This is a genomic window from Aeromicrobium erythreum (assembly GCF_001509405.1).
Classification (GTDB): Bacteria; Actinomycetota; Actinomycetes; order Propionibacteriales; family Nocardioidaceae; genus Aeromicrobium; species Aeromicrobium erythreum.
The window spans coordinates 1,265,818-1,284,733 of the sequence record NZ_CP011502.1 but is presented as its reverse complement, the minus strand read 5'-3'; the positions used below and the strand labels follow the sequence as shown (position 1 = coordinate 1,284,733).

General features: G+C 64.2%; 12 protein-coding genes. 4 read left to right on the top strand and 8 right to left on the bottom strand.

Features of this window, described 5'->3' with window-relative positions; all coding sequences use genetic code 11:
* Positions 1 to 7 precede the first annotated feature (7 nt).
* The 4 genes from Aeryth_RS06080 to Aeryth_RS06065 all read right to left on the bottom strand — a co-directional run bounded on the left by Aeryth_RS06080 (position 8) and on the right by Aeryth_RS06065 (position 7,177).
* Complete coding sequence (locus Aeryth_RS06080) at positions 8 to 2,587, bottom strand: LuxR C-terminal-related transcriptional regulator (protein ID WP_067855975.1); 2,580 nt, start codon at positions 2,585 to 2,587, stop codon at positions 8 to 10.
* A 219-nt stretch (positions 2,588 to 2,806) separates the two neighbouring features.
* Complete coding sequence (locus tag Aeryth_RS06075) at positions 2,807 to 3,535, bottom strand: helix-turn-helix transcriptional regulator (RefSeq protein ID WP_144433690.1); 729 nt, start codon at positions 3,533 to 3,535, stop codon at positions 2,807 to 2,809.
* A 126-nt stretch (positions 3,536 to 3,661) separates the two neighbouring features.
* Complete coding sequence (locus Aeryth_RS06070; RefSeq protein ID WP_470207144.1) at positions 3,662 to 5,815, bottom strand: DUF7927 domain-containing protein; 2,154 nt, start codon at positions 5,813 to 5,815, stop codon at positions 3,662 to 3,664.
* A 12-nt stretch (positions 5,816 to 5,827) separates the two neighbouring features.
* Entirely contained in the window at positions 5,828 to 7,177 is a 1,350-nt protein-coding gene (locus Aeryth_RS06065) for a DUF7933 domain-containing protein (protein WP_144433689.1), read from the bottom strand.
* A gap of 243 nt (positions 7,178 to 7,420) precedes the next feature.
* On the opposite strand from Aeryth_RS06065, the gene Aeryth_RS17620 reads away from it, so the two are divergent.
* From Aeryth_RS17620 to Aeryth_RS06050, 3 genes are all read left to right on the top strand, one after another.
* Positions 7,421 to 7,861 carry a hypothetical protein gene (locus Aeryth_RS17620; RefSeq protein ID WP_067855963.1) on the top strand — a complete coding sequence of 147 codons (441 nt, stop codon included), beginning with the start codon at positions 7,421 to 7,423 and terminating at the stop codon, positions 7,859 to 7,861.
* Between the two features lie 65 nt (positions 7,862 to 7,926).
* A complete protein-coding gene (locus Aeryth_RS06055) occupies positions 7,927 to 8,205 on the top strand; it encodes a transcriptional regulator (protein ID WP_067861418.1) in 279 nt (92 codons plus the stop codon).
* A gap of 7 nt (positions 8,206 to 8,212) precedes the next feature.
* Entirely contained in the window at positions 8,213 to 9,037 is an 825-nt protein-coding gene (locus tag Aeryth_RS06050; RefSeq protein WP_144433688.1) for a type 2 periplasmic-binding domain-containing protein, read from the top strand.
* A gap of 705 nt (positions 9,038 to 9,742) precedes the next feature.
* Here Aeryth_RS06050 and Aeryth_RS06045 read toward each other — a convergent pair.
* The 3 genes from Aeryth_RS06045 to Aeryth_RS06040 all read right to left on the bottom strand — a co-directional run bounded on the left by Aeryth_RS06045 (position 9,743) and on the right by Aeryth_RS06040 (position 17,316).
* Positions 9,743 to 10,798 carry a PIN domain-containing protein gene (locus Aeryth_RS06045; protein ID WP_067855957.1) on the bottom strand — a complete coding sequence of 352 codons (1,056 nt, stop codon included), beginning with the start codon at positions 10,796 to 10,798 and terminating at the stop codon, positions 9,743 to 9,745.
* 96 nt (positions 10,799 to 10,894) lie between these two features.
* Entirely contained in the window at positions 10,895 to 11,257 is a 363-nt protein-coding gene (locus Aeryth_RS17335; RefSeq protein ID WP_083516297.1) for a very short patch repair endonuclease, read from the bottom strand.
* A gap of 1,097 nt (positions 11,258 to 12,354) precedes the next feature.
* Complete coding sequence (locus Aeryth_RS06040) at positions 12,355 to 17,316, bottom strand: RHS repeat-associated core domain-containing protein (RefSeq protein WP_083516296.1); 4,962 nt, start codon at positions 17,314 to 17,316, stop codon at positions 12,355 to 12,357.
* A 555-nt stretch (positions 17,317 to 17,871) separates the two neighbouring features.
* Here Aeryth_RS06040 and Aeryth_RS06035 point away from each other — a divergent pair.
* Complete coding sequence (locus Aeryth_RS06035; RefSeq protein ID WP_067855951.1) at positions 17,872 to 18,141, top strand: vitamin K epoxide reductase family protein; 270 nt, start codon at positions 17,872 to 17,874, stop codon at positions 18,139 to 18,141.
* Between the two features lie 309 nt (positions 18,142 to 18,450).
* Here the strand turns inward: Aeryth_RS06035 and Aeryth_RS06030 are convergent, their stop codons facing one another.
* Positions 18,451 to 18,852, bottom strand: a complete 402-nt coding sequence (locus Aeryth_RS06030) for a DUF302 domain-containing protein (RefSeq protein ID WP_067855948.1) — start codon at positions 18,850 to 18,852, stop codon at positions 18,451 to 18,453.
* Between the last annotated feature and the right edge of the window lie 64 nt (positions 18,853 to 18,916).

The following is an 18,916-nucleotide window of genomic DNA, read 5'->3' as shown; positions in this document are numbered from 1 at the left end:
CCGGACGCTAATCCTCGAGTAGGCCGAGCTGTCGTCCGAAGAGGATGGCGCTTTGCAGGTCCTTGACTCCCATCTTGGCGTACAGCGATACCCGTTGCTTCTTCACGGTGTTCACGGAGACAGACAGATGCTTGGCGACCTCCGAGAGCGAGCGATGTTTGGCTGACTTTCTCAGTACCTCGAGCTCGCGAGGTGTCAGGACCACCAGGGCATGGCTGGACGTCTGGCGGGGGCCCAAGATGTCTCGTGCGCGGAGCGCTGCGCTGGGCGGATGGGGATCGAGTTGTAGCAGCGCTTCAAGGTCCTGATGAGGAATCGCAGCGTAGGTGCTCGGCAGACTCAGTCTCTCTACGTCAGCGTGCGTTGTCGCCAGCGCGCGGCGGGCCTCATCGACCCGCCCGCACCTCAAGGCCGCAGCGGCCTGCACGAGCAGCAGGACTACCCTCTCCCTCGCTGGTGTTTCGGGCGCTCGAGACGCCACTTCTGCGATCGCACGACTCTGGTGTTCGGCACCGGACAGAAGATGCAGTAGAGCGTCAGAGGTCGCGTGCCGGCTTCGTGGGTGGACGGTCGCCTCGAGCTTCGTCATTGCTCGCGTGAGTTGCCCTGCGTCGAGGAGTAGCCGCAGGACGCAGCTTTCGAGCAGGTAACTCTCTTCGGTGACGTCGTTCGTCTGCTTCCCGCGCAGGGAGATCCCGTCGTACACCTCGAGCACGGCTGCTTCCGGATCGCCGTACAGTGACGCGTGGCGCGCGAGGGCGAGCGTTGCGAGCGGCCACAAGTCGCTGAGGATCGGGACTGAGCGCAGCGCTGGCGCCTGCGCCTCGAAGCTCTCCTCGTCGAGCAGGTCCAGTGCAGTCATGCCCCTTGCGATACGGGCCGGCAAGCCAGCCCACTCCCCGAGCCATCCCGTCAGTGACGGGCAGTTCTTCTCGAAGTCGAGCCAGCGTGCCGTCTCCTGTCGCGCAGCCAGTAGTGAGGATGCGAGAGCCGCCTGACCTGCGGCGCAGCGGACGTGAGCGCGACAGTCGGCTCGTCCGGTTCCCCGAGCAATCGCGCGCTCCGACGCGGCGAGGGAAGCACTGAGGTCGCCAGCGATGAGGAGGGTTCGTCCGTGCTGGACCTCGAACCAGACGGCTGCGCTGAGGGCCGGCTTCTCCTCCGCGCGGGCGGCGGCTCCAGTGAGGTACCAGCGCGCGATGTCGAGCGCTCCGTCGATGTCTCCGTCGCGTCGGCGAGCGAAGATGGCTGCGCCGACGGCGGTAACGATGTCGTCGTGGTGCAGGGCTTTCAATGCTCTCGGAGCGATGTTGCGTCCAGCTTCGGCGTAGCGACGTGACAAGATCCCGCTGTCAAAGTTCGTGCTCGTACCACCGGCGACAGTCGTGGCGATCCTGAGCGCTGGCATCCGGCTGGTGACGTCCGCCGGAATGTTCGCGTAGGCGCGAGTGGTGGCCGTGGCGTGGTGCGCAAGGAGTTCCAGGCCTCGACTCACCCAGATGTCTCTGAGCAGTTTCCAGTTCAGCGACCTGCGGGCCTGGAGCGCCAGGCGCCCGAGGTCGACGGGCAGGCTTGAGGTGGGGTCTTCGCGGAGTCTCTGCGTCACGAAATCTCGGATGCGCGGGGGGCTGCCGGTGGCGCTGAGGCATCGCCGCACGGTCCGTGGAACGACCCAGTAGCCGGTTTCGCTGTCGGGCCGGTGGATGAGGAGAGATTGCTCTGTGAGTTGGCGCACCAAGCTCGACCAGTGCGGATCGGCCGGCAGCCCTATCTCACGAACTGCGAGGTCGAAGGTGGTCGCATCCACGCGGGACAGGAGGCTTGCGATGTTCAGGAGTTCCTGTTGTGGTGTCCCGGGCGCGGCAGCAGCGGTGATGCAGCGACGCACGAAGTCGACGGCCGGGCCGAGGACCAGCGGGGGGTCCCCGGCTGGGGTCGCGTCAAGGACCAGACGGGCGGGGAGCACCCACCCGCCGACTTCTTCCCGCAGACTGGCGAGCGTCGTCTCATCGACTCGGTGACCCCAGCACCTGGCCATCTCGGCCAGCTCGCTGGGGGTCGCCGCCAGATGTTCGCCGGTGATGAGGGATGTCTCCAGCCGGGCACGATCTGCTGCATCTACGAGACCGCTTCGCTCGCGGACAGCGATCGCAAGGTGGAGTTGCGGAGCCAGCGTCAGAGCCTCGATGAGTCCGCTGGTCTCGTCGTGAAAGGTAGGAGCATCGTCGACGATGAGGATGCATGGCCGACCTGACGCGGTCGCGAGGTCGGCGACTTCGTGAGCGGTCGCGTTCGAGTGCTCTGATGGTGCAGATCCCGTCAGCTCACTGAGCGCTTCAGCGACCAGCGCCATCAGTCCTTGTCCGGTCATCGCGCAGGTCCCGTCGAGCCACACCACCAGGGCTCCGCGTGCTCGCTGGCGGCCTGCCCAGCAGGCGAGCAGCGTCGTCACGCCAGAGCCTGGCGGACCATCGATGATGGTGATCGGCGCGAGCTGGTCGAGGCGATCGAGAAGGCGTTCGCGTCGAAGAAGTCGAGCGGAAAGGCGCGGCAGTCTCACCGTGGTGACCTGCTCCTTCCGCTCCATCGTCCTCGTCCTTCGGACGCCTTGAGGAGTGAACCTCGACCGCGCGGGCCGGAACCATCCGTAAGATGACGGATCTTTGTGGCTGCGATCTGGGCACCAGGCGCGCGGGGCAGCGAGATATCTGAGTGGTCGTCGCCGATCCTTCGTTCCCGCCGTGGGCCGACTCCTCTGGCAGGAAGTCGGCTCCTGCGGATGAGCGTGATCGCCATGGTGATCGCTTCAGATCAGGCCTGCTCGGACAGCCAGCCGGACCGCTTGCAGCCGGTTGGCCGCGTCGAGCTTGCACAGGATCCGACCGACGGTGGCCTTGACTGTGCTCTGCGACAGCTGGAGCGAGGCGGCGATCTGCTGGTTGGTGCCACCGGCGGCCATCCCGTGGAGGACGTCGAGCTCGCGGTCGTCCAGGCCGGCGTCTCCAGCCAGAACCGTCGAAACGACCTCGTTCTCGAGGGTCCTGCGGGCCCACTCGAGAGCGTGGAGGCCCCGGTCATCGAGTTCGGCGGCGATGCTGACGTGGAGAGACCCGACGACACGGTCTTCGTGCATGAACACGAACGTCATGCCTCGCTTGATGTTGTCGGAGCGCTTGACGCGGAGCGTCGTCTCGACGAACCAGGGGGCCTGGCCCCACTCCTCCCCCGCCATCGAGGACGGCGAAGGATCGAGATAGCGGCTACGCATCGTTGTCACCGTGTCGGGCGTTGCGAGCGTGTCTGAGTCCCCGTAGGCGAACCAGGCGAGATCAGGTCCCTCTGGCACGCGACGCACCGTCAACAGGGCGGTTGCCAGGGGTACGGCCGCCTTGAGGTCGAGGAGAGCATCGATGATGCGGGCGCGGGCGGTGAGAGAGCCGATCGTCGTCGTGGTGATCGGCGTATCGGTTGAGTTGACGAGCGCCCGGGCGGGCGGTACGGCCTCGAGGTGCCGGCCGGTCGTGGGGTGTGTCATGGCGTCCTTCGTGGTGGTGTCGTCGGGCCCGGACCGCACCGGCCAAGGTCGCCCGGGCCCGACGAGCACGCGGGAAGCGGGCCATGACCTCGGAAATCACGGCCCGCTTCCCGTCTTCTTGTGCACTTACCGCTCGAGGTGTCCCTCGGTCACGGTGTCCTCCTCGCGGCGCCGGCGGGAGACCAGCGCCGAGCCGATCGCCAGGAGCGCAAGGCCCAAGGGCACTGCTCCCATGGCGACGCCAGCTCCGGTGTTCGGAAGGAATCCACCTCCACCGTCGATCGGGTTGGTGGTGCACAAGTCGTCTCCCGGCTCGCACGTGGGAGACGGCGTCTCGCCCGCGCGGGTCAGGAAGTTGTCGAGCCGGTGGTCGCCCTGCTGGCCGTAGGGCTTGACCTCCAGCACGTAGGTGATCGCGGCGCTCTGGCCAGGAGCCAGCTCGCCGGTGATCTTCAGGTCAGAGCCGTCGCGCCGGACCGTGAGCGCCTCGTCGCTGGACGTCGGTCCGGAGACCAGCGTCGCGTCGTCGAGGGCCTTGGCCATGTGGTCGACCTGCGAGACCTTGACGGGTCCCTTGCCGGCGTTGGTGAAGGACAGCGTGTACGTCAGACGCTGGCCGTCCTTGACCGTCGATCCATCGGCGGGATCCACCGACTTCTTGGCCACCAGATCACCGACCGGGTTCTGCGTGCAGGACGGGTCGCCCTCCTCGCAGTCCGGGTTCCTCGGCGTCGGGTCGTTGGGGCCGAGCAGGAAGTTGGCGAGCTGCTTGTCACCGAGCTCCTTCGCCGGCTTCACCTTAACCCGGTACGTGACCGTGACGCTCTGACCAGCGGACAACGTGCCGGTGATCGTGTACCGCGTCCCCTTCAGGGCCGAGGTCTTCAGCGTGTCATCGGACGCCTTCGGCTGGCTGACCACGGTCGCATCGTCGAGGACGTGCTTGAGGTCATCGACCGCGTTGACGGCGGCATTGCCCTTGCCGACGTTGATGAACGTCAGCGTGTAGGTGAGCGTCTCGCCCGGCTGCACGGTCGTACCGGTGGACGGGCTGACGCTCTTGCGCTGCTCAACCTGACCCACGGGGTTCTCCGTGCAAAGCGGGTCGTCGACCTCGCAGTCGCTCGGCGGCGGCTCATCACCCTCGACGAGGAAGTTGCCGAGCACGTCATCGCCGCGCTCGCCGTCGGGCTTGACGGTCACGGTGTAGGTGACCGTGACGGTGTCACCAGCGGCGACCGTCCCGTCGACGTCGAACTTCTCGTCCTGGATCGGCGTGACGGTCAGGTCGCTGCCGTCCTGCGCCGTCGGGCCGCTGGTGACGTCGGCGTCGTCGAGCACCTTGGTGAGGTAGTCGGTGTAGTCCACGTCGGCGGCGGCCTTCCCGTCGTTGTCGAACGTCAGCGTGTAGGTCAGCTCCTGTCCGGCCTTGACCGTGCTGCCGTCCTTCGGGTCGACGGACTTCGTGACCTCCAGGTCGGCACCCGGGACGACCACCCGATCACAGGGCAGGCCCGTGGTCGGATCGATCCCGTTGACGGCAGGGTTGCACTTCGGCGTGGGACCGGGCGGCGTGTCGCTACCGAACGCGACGTTCGTCAGGTCCTTGTCGCCGTTCTTCGTGGAGTCGTAGGTGACCTCGTAGGTGAGGGTCACCGACTCGCCGGACTTCAGGGCACCCTTCCAACTGATCCGCGGCTCGCTGTAGGTCGGCGCGGGTGTGCGGTCAGCTGCGATCGAATCCTCGTCGAGCGTCGCGTCGTCGAGCACGTTCGTCAGGTCATCGGTCACGTAGGCCGGCTTGCTCTGCGTGTAGTCGCCAGGACCACTGTTCGTGGCCACGACCGTGTACCGGACGACCTCGCCGTTCTTGGGCAGCTCGGTCTTGTCCGCGCTCTTCTCGATGGTGAGCTTCGGCAGCTTGAAGTCCTCGAGGTCACACGGGCCCCCGGTGACGGGATCGACGTTGTTCTCGCAGGTCGGAGGCTCCTGGTCGCAGCTCGGGTCGCTCTCGTCGCACTGGGGCTGCCAGGCGACGTTCTTCACGTCGCCGTCGCCGCCGGCCTTCAACGTGACCGAGTAGGTGATGGTCACCGACTCGTCGACCTTCAGCGGACCGGACCAGCGCAGGCGCGGCTCGTTGTACCGGGGACGGCTACCGCTGCTGGCGGTGGCGTCCTCGTTGTAGGTCGCGTCATCGAGCACACTCGTCAGGTCATCCTTCACGACGGCCGGGCTGGCGTTCGTGTAGTCGGCGTCGCCCACGTTGGTGGCGCGGATCGTGTAGGTGACCTAGTCGCCCACGCGGGTGCCGCTGGTGGCGTCGGAGGTCTTCTCGATCTGCAGCTTGGCGTCGCTGTAGAACTCGACCGAGGCGCAGTTCGGCAGGTCCATGCCAACGACGTCGGAGAAGTTCGCCGCGCAGTTGCGGTAGGTCACCGGGCTGGGCTCGGAGCCGGACGGCGACTTCGACGTGACGTCGACCGTGACGGTGCACGACTGCTGGCCCTCGGCCAGGACACCGTCAGTGATGCTGACGGTCCCGGTGCCCGGCGTGGCGTTGCGGGTGGCCTGGCAAGTGCCGCCGAGGTTCGGGTTGTCCGCGACGATCAGCCCGTCGGGCAGGTTGTCGGTGAACGCCCACCCGTTCTTCTCGCCCAGCTCGTTGGTGTTCGTGACGGTGAGCGTCAGCGTCGAGACGCCGTTGACCGGGACCCGCTGCGGCGAGAACGACTTGTCGAGCTGCGGCGTGACGTCGAGAACGCGGATGTTGTCGTACGCGCCATCGTTGCCGCCACCGAAGCCTTCTTCGTTGCGCATGACGATGCCGAGCGTCGTGCCCCGAACCAGGCGGTTGTTGTCGGCGACGAAGCGGCCGGCGCGCACCTCGATCGGCGTGCCGTTCTGGGTGACAGACTGGAAGGTTCGCGCTCGAGCATCGCTGCACGGGTCAATCGGGGAATCTGAGACGGCGAACTCCGCGCCAGCGTTGTTCTTCAGGTAGAAGCGCAGTTGCGGGTGTCGCGAAGTGCAGTTCTCCGCGCCGGCGTCGACCGAGAAGGTGACAAAGCGGTTGGCCGCCGGCAGCTGGATCGGCGAACGCGTCTCGAACTGCACCTCGTTGTCCCCTGTGCTCCCCGCAGTGTAGGAGGCGGCCGCGCCGTTCAGGTTGGCCTGCGCCGAGCTCTGGCCGTTCAACAGACCGATCGCGCGCGGGATGGCCGTCAGGAAGTCGTAGCCATCCTGCCCGGCGGCCTCGCTGTCATTCGTGCCGTTGCAGTCGCCCGGCAGTCGGCTGCTGCCGTGGTCGATGATGAAGCCGTTGCAGTTCCTTCGTGAAACCCAGAACGGGTCGGCCGTGTAGGTGGTGCCGCTGGCGCCGACGTAGTTGGTCAGCAGGATGTTGCTGTTGTTCGGCGCGTTGTCGAAGTCCTCGGTGAACAGCACACGCGGCGCGCTGGGGACACCCGGGTTGCCGGGCGCCGCGTACGCGGGTGTCGGACCGAACACGGTCGACGTCGCCACCAGCATGCCGACGAGCAGCGTGAAGACCGAGACGACGGACGCAACGGCAAGGGTGCGGTTGCGCAATCCTCCCGGACCTCGCGAGGGCGGCGGGGCCGCCAGGCTGAACCGATTCACGTGACTCTCCTTGTACTGCCGGACTTCCGGCGTAATTGCGCTCCTGACCGAGGGCGCAGTGAGTGGTTGCGAGGCCCACCCTGAGCGGCGAAGTTCCCGAACCTGCCCGTTCGAGAGGTTTTTGGTCACCACATTCATCCAGCTTTTGGTCCATCGATCGGATGTCCGCACCGCTCGATGGCGGCGAAGAGACGTCAGACGGAAACTTGTATCTATTTAGAAAGTAGTTGTATGGTCGACAGCATGGATGCACAGATGGATGCCTCGACACGTCTCGAGGCTGCAAACTCGATGACCGCGCGGGCACAGCTCCGCCACGGCTTGCCTCGCTGGTATGCCACCTGGAGCACCGCGGCGTTCGCCTGCGGCGCAGGTCTATCCCTAGCGGGTGCCGTCACCGGATGGTTCGTCCCGCTGCTGGGCTTCGTGGTGCTGAGCCTGAACGTCCTCACCTTCCTCGCCCTCTTCGCCGTCTGGCGGGCTCAGGGAGTCGTGCCACGGGAAGGCCGGCGAACTCGAACTCGCTACTGGATCGCGGCCCCTCCGCTGATCGTGCTCGCAGCAGGTCTGGGCATGTTCGCTCTCACGATCGGTGACGGAGTCAACGGATGGGTGACTGCGGCAGTTGTCGTTCCGTTCGCGATCGAGCACGCGCTCCGGCTGAAGTCCTGGACGCGACGGTGAGGAGCTCGAACGGGTCGCCAACCCCTCATGGTCAGCTCGATGAGGGCTTCAGCACACTCCCCCGCTTGAAGGTCGCAGCGTTCCTCGCCGGATGCGACGAGGCTGAGTTCGGCACCGTCGCCGCGCAGACCAGCACATCCGCGTCCGTGCTGTCGAAGGCAGCGACAGCGTTGGAGGACGCAGGCTATGTCCGCGTCCGGAAAGGTCACGTCGGGCGGCGTCCGCGAACGTGGCTGTGTCTGACCGAGGAGGGACGTGCCGCGTACAGCGCGCACCTGCGCGCGTTAGAAGACCTCACCGCTCTGGCACGGACTAGCACCGGCGCCACCCTGGAAGACTCCTGAAACACCAGTGCGGGATCACCGCTTGCGGGATTGTTTCCGGCCGCGTCCGTGCGCTTGCAGGGCAACGGTCCACGCGGCGACCGACTCGGGCCTGCTCCTGGACTACACGGGCCGCACCACCGACGCCTGCGAGTACGCGCAGGCACTCCAGCAGCAGGACCATGGCTACGACGTGCCGTTCCAGCCGCCACCGACGGTCGATGAGAACGCCATCGCCTCCCTGCTGAACTACACCAAGGCCGCAGGCCGCGCGCAGGCTGGATACGAGGATCCCGCCTCCCAACGGCTGCAGTGGTTCACGACCGGATCAGGGCGCGCCCTCGCCGGCGTCACCGAGAGCCTCGCGACGTTCCCCGTCGATCAGATCCAGAACTACACCGTCCGAGCCAAACCACTCGCCCCCGCGAGCGCCCAGGGCGAGAACTGCTTCTTCGTCGACGGAGTCGGCATCAACCCTCGAACACCCGACACCGCATCTGCACAGGCGCTGGCGCAGGTGATGACGTCCCTGCAGGTGCTCGGGCAGGGCTGCAGGGCCCGCACCGCAGACGAGAACCCCCAGTACCTGATCCCGGCACGCCAGTCCGTTCTCGACGACCTCGCCAACCAGTACCCCCTCTACAGCACCATCCGCACCATCGTCATGGGCTCCCCCCGCCACGCCTTCACCGTCGACGCGAGCGTGCGCGACTGGCTCACCGCACAAGGCGCGGTCATCCGAGACCAGCTCCTCGAGAACACCGTGCCCGAGAACGACACGATCGTCGTCAACGACCACCCCATCCACCCCTCGCTCGCCCACCTGCCCGTGAACCTGGCACGCAAGAGGTAGGAGCCGCCCCGCAGATGCGGCGCGAAGGGGCCACCATCACCCCGAGGGATCAGCCCGGCGAGAGCATCCGAGCGCTCGTCGCGCACCACCTCAGCGCGTCGTTCCCGGAGCGCGGCGAGCGCCACCGAGACGCTCCGCATCAAGAAGGACAGCTCACGACCGAGCAGCCAGCAACACTTCGCAGACTCACTGGCCCACACAGCATCAGTTCCGCTTGAAGCCGTCCAGTCCCGTGCACCGGTCGAGACAACCCAGGACCATCCTTGGTGCGTCGGACGAACGGAGCGGTCGCGGTGGCGGGCGACATCTCACCCGCCAAGCACTTCACGACGCGAACGCCCGAACAGTCCCCTGCCCGAGCAACGAAGGAACCCCCGACCCTCTCGGGGCCGGGGGTTCCTTCTCACTTCTTCCTGGTAGTGCTGGCGAAGGTCAATCTCAACACCCGAGGACAGGAGTTCGAACCTTCCGATCATCCCGATTCAGGCCCGAAATCTCAGCGTACTAGAGCGCGCCTGACCAACGGGCTACGCGCGCTGATCATCGCTTACTACGAGCAGGGCAATGTCAGCGCGCTTCAAACCGCGCAGCATTTCGGAGTCGGTAAGAGCACCGTGCTCCGAATCTTGCGCGACGGAGGCGCCCATGTTCGGCCACACGGGAAGCGGCTGACGTAGCTCATCAAACTCCCCCTCCGTTGAACTGCTAACGGCCCAGTGAGGCACTGACCCCGGGGCCTAGTCCGTCCACACGACGCCACGACAACTGCTCGATGCCGAAACCGAACTCGCCGCCGTAGAGGACCGCTACTCGTGCTCTCATGTCGATCGAGCCCTCAACTGCGAATCCGCGCGGATGAGATACCTCTCTGACAGACCAGCCGGACTCGAGTTCAGCCCCGTGCTCGAATTCAGCTCGGAAAGCGACTGATTGCCCTAGGTCGTACTCGACCAGAGTTAGTCCTTCATCGTCAGTCACGGCACCTTCGATCGGCATGAACTCACCGTCCCACCTGACGTCGATGATCTCGAACGAGGTCGGAGGCGTCCTGAAGCCGAGATCTTCGACGGTAGGAACGAGCTCGTCCTGAAAATCTGAGTTCAGGTACCAGTCATAGAACTCCGAGGTGCGACTCAAGCTAACCGCTGTGGCAAGATCCGTTACCGAGTTCCAGGGAAGCGAATCGATAAGCCAACTTGTGAAATCACGAACCAGCTCGACAGATCCGGGCAGCGGGTCGATCTCCGCATGCAACAGAGACGCGAGCTCACCGTCTTCGTCAGCGAAAGCCCTGTCCATAGAGACGAACGCAACGTCGTGACCGTTGCTCGCTAGATCGACAACGTCCGTCCAAATCAGGGCATCTCGATAGCCAGTCCCCTTCTCACTGAACGGGGGCGTGCGGGTAACGGCGCGCATTGCGAGATCGAAGTGAGAAACTGACGGCCAAGGAAGGACCGTGAATGACAACCGCTCATCAAACTGCTCCTCGACGTATTGGCGATAGTCGAGCGAGGATTCCGCCGTGGAGCCCATTGGGGCAAGCCCCAAACGCCGTCTCTCACGCTCGACCTGACGGGTAGACGCCTCGATCTTCTTAACTGCGCGGCCATGGCTGGCGACGAGTTCCTCAAACACGACCGCAGGAATGTAGACCTCAAATGTCGCCGTGTGGTGAAGGTGCTCAAATAACTGATACTTCAGGCCTCCAAGCATCCAATCGCGCGCCAGCTCGTTCGTATCGAGCACGATGGTCTTCACCGAACGTTCCTCCGTGTTGGGACGGGACCTGGTGGGCTACTCAAGGGATCGCACCGATGCTATGACGCGCATCGCGACATCCTCTGGCTTTTCGTGTTACCTAAATCGCATGACCGTCCATCCAGCCTTCGTGAGCTGGCTATTGGTGTCGGCATCTCGCGCTACGTTCTCCTCCAACTTGGCGGACCAGTACTCGCGATTGGCCCTGGCGAGGGTCCCGTGTTCCGGGCAAGAATGCCAGTAGCACCCGTCGATGAAGACGGCTGCGCGGTGGCGCGTAAAGGCAATATCGGCGGTTCGCCGCAGATGACTAAGCGGGCGATAGTTCACGCGATAGCGCAGGCCCGCAGCGTGGAGCAGTCGACGCACTGCCAGTTCCGGTGTGGTATCAGTCGGGCGATTCGCCTGCATCACTCTGCGACTCGCGGGAGTGGCAGCCCACGACGTTGAACGCCCCATCAGTCCATCTTTCCAGAACGCACATCAGATGCCAGATGCTGAGCGGCGAACTCTCGACAGCCGGCATCTGATGGGCTCCGGTACGTTTCGTTCAACAAGCCACCTGCTCGTGCCGCCCCGGCCAACGCGGGTCTCTCTGCGACGCGGTCGTCGAGGTGCCCGGTAGCCAAAGTTACGGTTCGACCGGAGGGGCATTTGTCGTATCTGGGCACGTCCCAGATGCGCCGAGTACTCGCCGATCAACTGGCACGGGCTCGATTGACCATCCGATTGACGCGATCGAGGTGGAAGAGTGACCGGCAAGAGCAGGCAGCTTCATCGCCTGAGCCTTGGCATCGTTCACTAGCTTGTCGCTGTAGCCGTGAGTTCGCCCCTTCGCCTCGACAACGACCGCAGTACCCGTGAGCCAGTCATAGCCAAGGAGGTCTGGTCGCGACTTCTTCGATGGCTTTCCGATGGCTCTCAAGTAGGTGTCGATGTGGACCAACGAAGACACGTTGAGCAACTGATGACAACTCAACTGGGCCTGCGCCATCCCGAGGAAGAAGCTGACCGCTGACTTCTCGCTCTGGTCGAGACGGTCATACGAGGTCGTGCGCACCCAAACGTTTCCGACGGGGCGAAGGCTCGCCTCCATGAGCGCAGATCGCCACGCCAGTTCTGCCAGCGGACGACCTCCCGCTCACCCCGAGGTTGCCGACACACCCACTGTGATCGCAGCCCGCTGAAGCATCGCTGGCGTAGCTCTAAAGCTCCTCTGCCTCACAACCGTCGCAAAAAAACTGCCGCATCTCACAGGGGATCCGCATGCCGCACGCTAGCCCTCGGCAGGGTGGCGCGTGCGAGCAACACAACTCTCGACGAAGAGTTCGGTAAGCGTCCGCGTGCTCTCCGCCCAGCCCCCGGCCCTACCGATGTCGAACGCGTTCGAAAATCCACCAGCCCAGCGCGACTGTGAACACTCCCGCGACGACGGCTCTGAGCGCAAACCAAACAGAACCTTGCAGGTCCGCCACAGATGCGATCAAGTTCAGCAGGACTGCGAACCCGAATGACCACCACAGAAGATTGCGGGCATTGGTCTCATTATCCATGAACTAGTCCTCAATCGCATCTTGCACAAACGCATACGGATTGAAGCAGGTGTTGAGATCATTCAAATCGTCCTTGAATGAATTATCCGTGTCTTGAACCGCGTTTGCAATATAGCAAACACCAGGTGCTCGCTTTGTTGCAAACTTGAGGAAACCGACCGGATTAGGGATGTCGAAATATCCAGAGGGGTCAGCCAAGTTGATAGGATCGCCGTTGCCATAATTGTAGGCCGCGATAGTTCGCGGATCCGCCAACCCTCCCGCTACTGGATCAGGTTGCGTGAAGTGACCGCGACCGTCGTAGTAGCGCGCGCCCAGCTTGTACGAACCAGCTGCACCGGAAGCGCGGTCATCCTGTTGCGCTGAAATCCATCGGAAGGGGTTCGCAGCTGCGGGTGTTCCGGTCAACGTCGTAGCCCCGTAGGGGGCGTACTTGTACGAGCCGACGCGTGAGCCTGAGTTGTTCATGAGCCAGGTGATGTTGCCGTTGGGCTCCGACGCTGCGTAGGTGAGGGTCGAGCCGACCTGGCTGGCGAGCAGGGTGCCATTGGTGTCGCGGATGTAGTACTCGTAGGTGCTGCCGCGCTTGATCCCGGTAACGCCGCGGCCTGAGTCATATTCGCGGTTGCCTGCGCTGGTCTGGCGCAGGTCGTTGCCCTGGTCGAGGTAGGTCTGGGCGTTGCCGTCGATCTGGTCGACCTGGTTGAGCTGGTTCACGGTGATTGGGTTGGCGCTCGTCCCCAGGCTGTTGCCGGCGTTGTCGGCGTTGATGGTGGTGTTGCCCGATGGGGTGCTGGGGCACCCTGCGGTCGAGCTCGACGGGCTTGCGCTGTCTCCGGCAGTACTGCCTTCCCAGCAGAGGATGCCTGCCTTGTTGTAGCCGTAGCGGGTGGTGGTGCTACCTGCGATCTCCTTGGTGATGTTGCTGATCTTGTCGTAGGTGTACTCGTAGTCGGTGCCGTTGGTGTCGGTCGCCTTGACGAGTCGCTGCTTGTCGTAGTCGTAGTCGATGGTGCCGGTCTGATTCGACGCAGCGCCCGTGCCGGTTGTCGTGCGCGACTGCATCTGCGGGGTGTCGAACATGGCGCTTCCACCACCGACGGGCACCGACACGGAGTAGTTGTAGGCGATCTTCGCTTGCTCGGTGCCGCCTGGGGTGAGCCAGCGCATCGACTTTGGTCGCCCGGATGTGGTGTAGTCGTAGGCGAACTTCACGATGGTGCTGCCAGACGATGCTGACGTCGGAGCGACCGAGGTGACTCGGCCGTCCTTGTCGGTCTCGAAGTCGAACCGGAACGTCGGGGTGGACTTGTAGTCGAGGACTCGGTAGAGGCTGTTGGCGCTGTCGTGATAAAAGACCATCTCGACCGAATCCGGTGCCCCAGTTACATAGGTCTGGTCGTAGACCATGTTGCCGACGCCGTCGTACGCCGAGGTAGAGAAGTCGAAGGTGTTCGCGTCGACGCCGACAGTCTTGCCTACGAGTCGGTTCATCCGGTCGTAGTAGAAGGCCGAGGTGCGCGACGTGGTCGTCATCGAGCGCTGCAGCAGGTTCTGCTCAGCGTCGTAGGTGTAGTCGATGCAGACGCCGAGGTTGAGGCTGCACGCGAGATCGTTGGTGTCGAACATCGCGCGCACGACATTGTCGTTGCGGTCGTACTGGTACTTGGTGACTTTTCCGCGGCCGTCCGTCGTCGTGTCAACACGGGCAGCGCCGTCGTAGGTGAAGCTCGTGCACAGCTTCCGCGAGGACCCAGTCGAGCAGTCACCGCCGGGCTTACGAACCGACTTCAACTGACCCTCCGAGCCCGCGATGTAGCCGGTGTCTCCGTCCGCCCAGTACGTGTAGATGGTCTTTTCGGCGTCGGTCGGTGAGTCCTGCGCATTGCCGTCCCAGGAGGAAGAGACGGTGCCGTTGTCCTTGTAGCGTCGCTCAAACTTTGCGTCAAAGCCGCTGCTAGAGGTCTTGCAGCCATTGCGCTGCGCACCGCTCGACGCGCTGGTTGCTGCCTCAGGTGTGATGCCGGTGTACGCAGTGGTGGTTCGACCCTTCGCGTCATACCCGTACTCGTTGCAGTCTCCCGAGGGCGACTGGGCGGCGGTCGGGAGGTAGGCGCCGCCTTCGGTGGTGCTGGGGGCGTTGTACTGCAGTCCCGCACTTGCTGCGTTCTCGCCGCTGCTGTTCTTCGGTTCGGTGACGCTCTCGAGGCGATCCTGCAGCGCGCCGCCGCTGTACTTGTTCACGGTCGTGGCGCCGGTCGCGCTGGTGAAGGTTTCAGGTGCATTGTCGGCGGTGTAGTCCTGGGACTTCATGTTGCCCTTGGGGTCGTAGACCCACGTCTTGCCCTTGCCAGTCGAGTCGTTGCGCTGACCGAAGCAGTAGGTGGTCGTGTTCGTTCGAGGGTCTTTCACGGTCGTCCAGAGCGATCCGTTGCCGTTGCATACCGTGGGCCGACTGGTCGGATAAGACCAAGTGAACATGTGCCAGGCAGCGTCTGCCGCGTCGTCGTCCCAGCGGTAGCGGACGGTCTGCACCTGTGCCTCGCCGCTGCTGTTGACCCCGTAGGTGATCTCGGTTTCGCCGGTGTTCGCTTTGCCGTCAGGCTTCGTGCGTGCCGGGCCGGTGATTCTTGAGAGCAGACCGCCGCTGGTGTAGGCGTAGGTCGTGGTCTTGTTCTCCGGATTCGTGAAACCGGTGAGGCGTCCGCTGCTGTCGTAGGCGTAGGCCCAGGTGCGCGCGCCACCGGAGCTCTGCGTGTAATTGGTGCTTTCCGTGATGGCCGTGATCGTATTGCCGCTGTACGTCACGTTCAGGACGTGACCGCCGCTGTCGGTGATCGTCGCCAGCTTCGGACGGTTGTTGATCGTCCCGTTGTAGCCGAAGGTGATCGCGTTGTCAGAGCGGTCGCGGATCTTCGTGAGGTAGGCGTTCCCGCTCGAGTCGACGAGATCGAAGTCAAACTTCTGACGTGACTTCCTGAAGGTCAACGTGAAGCCGGTGTCCGTCTCTTTGAGGTCCGAGCCGATACCGCCGATCGGTGTCGAGAAGTCCTTGAAGGCACTGTTAGTCGAGGTCGCGCTCTTGCGGACGAAAGACCCGAGAATCGTGCCGGAGGGACCGTTGTAGTCGAAGCGGACACCAGACTTCTTTCGCAACCAGACGTCAGGACCGATGCCCAGGTTCCAGCCCTTGCCGATCGACGTGTTCGTCACCGTCGCCTGTGAGTTGTAGGTGCGGGCGAGGTCGAGATTGAGGCCGACGCCATTCATCTTCCCGTCGGTGGCGGAAACGAGCAGATTGCCGTTGCGGTTGTTGACCGACAGCGAGGAGTAGCTGTTGAACGGGTGATCCGTCATCGAGTACCAGGATTGACTGCCGATCTCAGGGTCGTACGTGATCGAGAGAGTAGGAACGACTGAGGCACTGTCGCAGTAGGTAGCGCTCGAGACCCAGTCCGAGGAGCAGAACCGCTTCTGACGAGTCGCATCCTGCTCTTCGGTGGGCGTTACACCAGCATGGAGCTGGACGGACTGTCGATTGAGGGTGGCGCCGAAGGCCGACGAGGAGTCGGCGAAAGCGAAGTTGCCCGATCCAGCGTGCTTGCCTGACCAGCCATTGACCATCGACGTCACATCAATGGCTTGCGGGCCCGCTGCACAGCCGGACGAGGTTCCGTTCCGATTGAAGGTAGGGCTGATACGCCACCGGTTGTCAGTCGACTCGTTCGGCTTGTTAGACCATGTGATGTCCGAGACCGTCGAGTCTCCCGAGGTGGTGGGGGTGAAGACCGTCGTCTTGGCAGTGCAGCCAGCCGCGCTGAAGTACTGCTTGAGATTCAGCGTCGCTTTGGTGACATTGGTGCCGACGAACCGGTTGTAGCGGAACCAGATGATCGAACGGAATGCGCGCGATCCATCGTCCGAGCCCACTCGCAGGCCGGGGTCCGAGCTTCGCGGATCATCCGAAGCCTGGGTGGAGAAAACCCACGTGTCCCCCACCGGACTCACCGGCGCGATGTCGGGATCGATGACCACGGGGTACTGACGACCCTCGGCCTGCAACCACTCCATCGAGGGACGCAAGATCAGGACCTGGCCGCCATCCTCGGTCTCCAGGGAAGCATCGACATCGACAGGTGCAGCCGGGTCGCCGGCCTCGTCGACTTGCGCGTCCCACATCTTCAACGGGCGCGACTGCACCACCGTCTTCTCACCATCCTTGAACGACAAGACCTGGCCCACGAGGACAGGAGTCAGTCCCTCGCTCTTGAGCGGGAAGCGGTACTCCGGCGCAGAGTCCGGTGCACCGTCCAGCGTGAGGTGGGTGAAGAAACCCCCACTTCGCGTACCGGTCACCACAGCCACATCGGACGTCGGACTCTGCTCATCCGCTGATGACGAAGGCGAAGGAGTGGCAGACGCTTCCGGCGCGTCGCTCTGCACTCTGTACGAGGCGGTCGCGCCGTCGACGGTGGGCGCCGCCAGCTCTGCGTCGAAGCTCAGGCCGATCGAGCGACCCTTGCCGAGGTCGAGCCGCGTGAGCTCACCAGCGCCGTCTGCAGAGAACGACACATCGGCATCAGACACCTCAGGCTCCAGCCGCCCACCCTCAGGAGCGAGATCAGGATTCAGGGGCTGGAAGACCCCGTGGTCGGTCTCGGCGAAACGCGGTGCCTCGCTCGTCTCCTGGGTCATCGTCCCGTCAGGGTTGACGAACACCGTGCGGCGCTCGTCGCGCTCCGAGCGAATCTCGACACGCTTCTTCGTCTCCCGCGCCTTCGCCATCGCCTCCCCGACCTCTGAGGCATCGCCGAAGTCCTTGTTCTTCGAAGCCTGGCCCTCAGGAATGCGGAACTCGACCTTGTTGCCCTCCGGTTCGGCGATGGCCGGGCCACCGATCAGAGCACCGGCGGCAACCGCCGTCACCGTGGGCAGGAGCACAAAACGGGTAAGACGTCCACGCATACTGGGGACCCTCTACTTCAGGCCGCCGACGCACATCTCTGCTGATCTACGCCTCGCGGATGGTTCGTCTCGCTGAAGCACTCCCAGGCAGCCTCGAGGTTAGTCAGATCAGACCACACTTGCGCAAGGTTTGAACAGACTTCGCCAGATGAATCTTTAGGTTTCTCTCAGCAACGATGGTGAATTCGCTGCATCCGAACAGCTCATACGGTTCGAGCGCACTCCAGTGGTAAGGCGAAGGCCCCACGCCGGGAGTGGTCGGGCATCAGCTAACCCGCACCCATGGTTCGGAGAACTAATGCCCTCCCCCATGGCCGACGAGCCCGCTCGGCGCGTTCGCAGAGTTCGGCAATCACCCGCACAGCGTACGACGAGCCGCCGAAAAACGCGTCTCAAAGCCGGGCCTGCCTATTCAGTCGCTCGCGACCTCAGGACAGTACGAGTTCGAACTGACCCGTTAGTCCCAGGCCTGATCGGGTTTACGGGAGTTGTGCTGCTCGGTGTCCTGCTGTTCCTGGATGGTCGGATGCCACGACTCTTCTGGGGCGCTTCCAGGTGGGTCTGGTCTTCGCCGCAGCCTTCATCACCTGGTTGCAGACACAGAGCCTCTATGACATCGGCCGGCTCTGCCCTTACTGCATGGTCGTATGGGCAGCCGTTATCCCGCTTGTCGTCATCGGCAGCCGCGAAGCCGTCTCTCACCTCGCCCCCAGCTCGTCGCTCGGTCAGTTCCTGCGCAACTGGACGGCGCTCATCATCATGCTCTGGTACGTCGCGGTGGCGGCCGCGGTGTGGTTCAGGTTCGGCTCGACGCTCTGGGCGTAGCGACGCGAGGCGACTCGTCTTCGGGTGCGGCGCGCGGGGTAACGTGTCCAACGCTGATATGAACTGACCCCGAACACTTCGACCTGCACCTACCCACCGGACCGGCGGTCCACGGACGCAGCTCTTGCACCGGGTGTCGTTCTGGGGTGTTCGACCTCATCCGATGCGGAAATTGCGAGCGACCCTTGACAGGCGACGGGCCCCCGTCGTGGCGGATGACACTGCCGAGATGGCCGTGAGCGCGCTTCATCCGAGTGATGATGGCCTTGATCTCAGCGGGCTCCAGACCCATCGCCGCGGCGTCGGGCATCAGGCGTTCTCCACCGTCTCGAGGGCGCCGCGCAGACGAGTACGAGCATCGGCGGCGATCTCGCGCAGACCGGCAGAGGACTGAGGAACCATGGCGGTCATGGCCCGGGGGTCGAAGGCCTCGACGACGGTCCCTGCCCCGTCTGCGCGCACGACCACGTTGCACGGCAGGAGCGCCGCGATGGACGGGTCGGCTTGCATCGCGGCGTGCGCGAGCTGGGGACGACAGGCGCCGAGGATGACCTGCGGTTCGACGTCGACATCGAGCTTGGTCTTCAGCGTCGCCTGGATGTCGATCTCGGTGAGCACGCCGAAACCCGCCTCGCCGAGGCTGGCTCGCACCAACCCGACGGTCTCCTCGTAGCCCCTGGCGGTCCTCACCCTCATGGTCAGCTCAGTCATCTCACTCCTCCGTTCCGAGGCGCCGGCCGGCGCCGTCGTCTCGAACTCTACATCCCCCCGGGGG

Bases quoted from the DNA above. Each gene is read 5' to 3' on its own strand.
- Aeryth_RS06080 (WP_067855975.1), bottom strand. From the start codon at position 2,587: ATGGAGCGGAAGGAGCAGGTCACCACGGTGAGACTGCCGCGCCTTTCC.
- Aeryth_RS06075 (WP_144433690.1), bottom strand. From the start codon at position 3,535: ATGACACACCCCACGACCGGCCGGCACCTCGAGGCCGTACCGCCCGCC.
- Aeryth_RS17620 (WP_067855963.1), top strand. From the start codon at position 7,421: ATGGATGCACAGATGGATGCCTCGACACGTCTCGAGGCTGCAAACTCG.
- Aeryth_RS17335 (WP_083516297.1), bottom strand. From the start codon at position 11,257: ATGGGGCGTTCAACGTCGTGGGCTGCCACTCCCGCGAGTCGCAGAGTG.
- Aeryth_RS06040 (WP_083516296.1), bottom strand. From the start codon at position 17,316: ATGCGTGGACGTCTTACCCGTTTTGTGCTCCTGCCCACGGTGACGGCG.
- Aeryth_RS06030 (WP_067855948.1), bottom strand. From the start codon at position 18,852: ATGACTGAGCTGACCATGAGGGTGAGGACCGCCAGGGGCTACGAGGAG.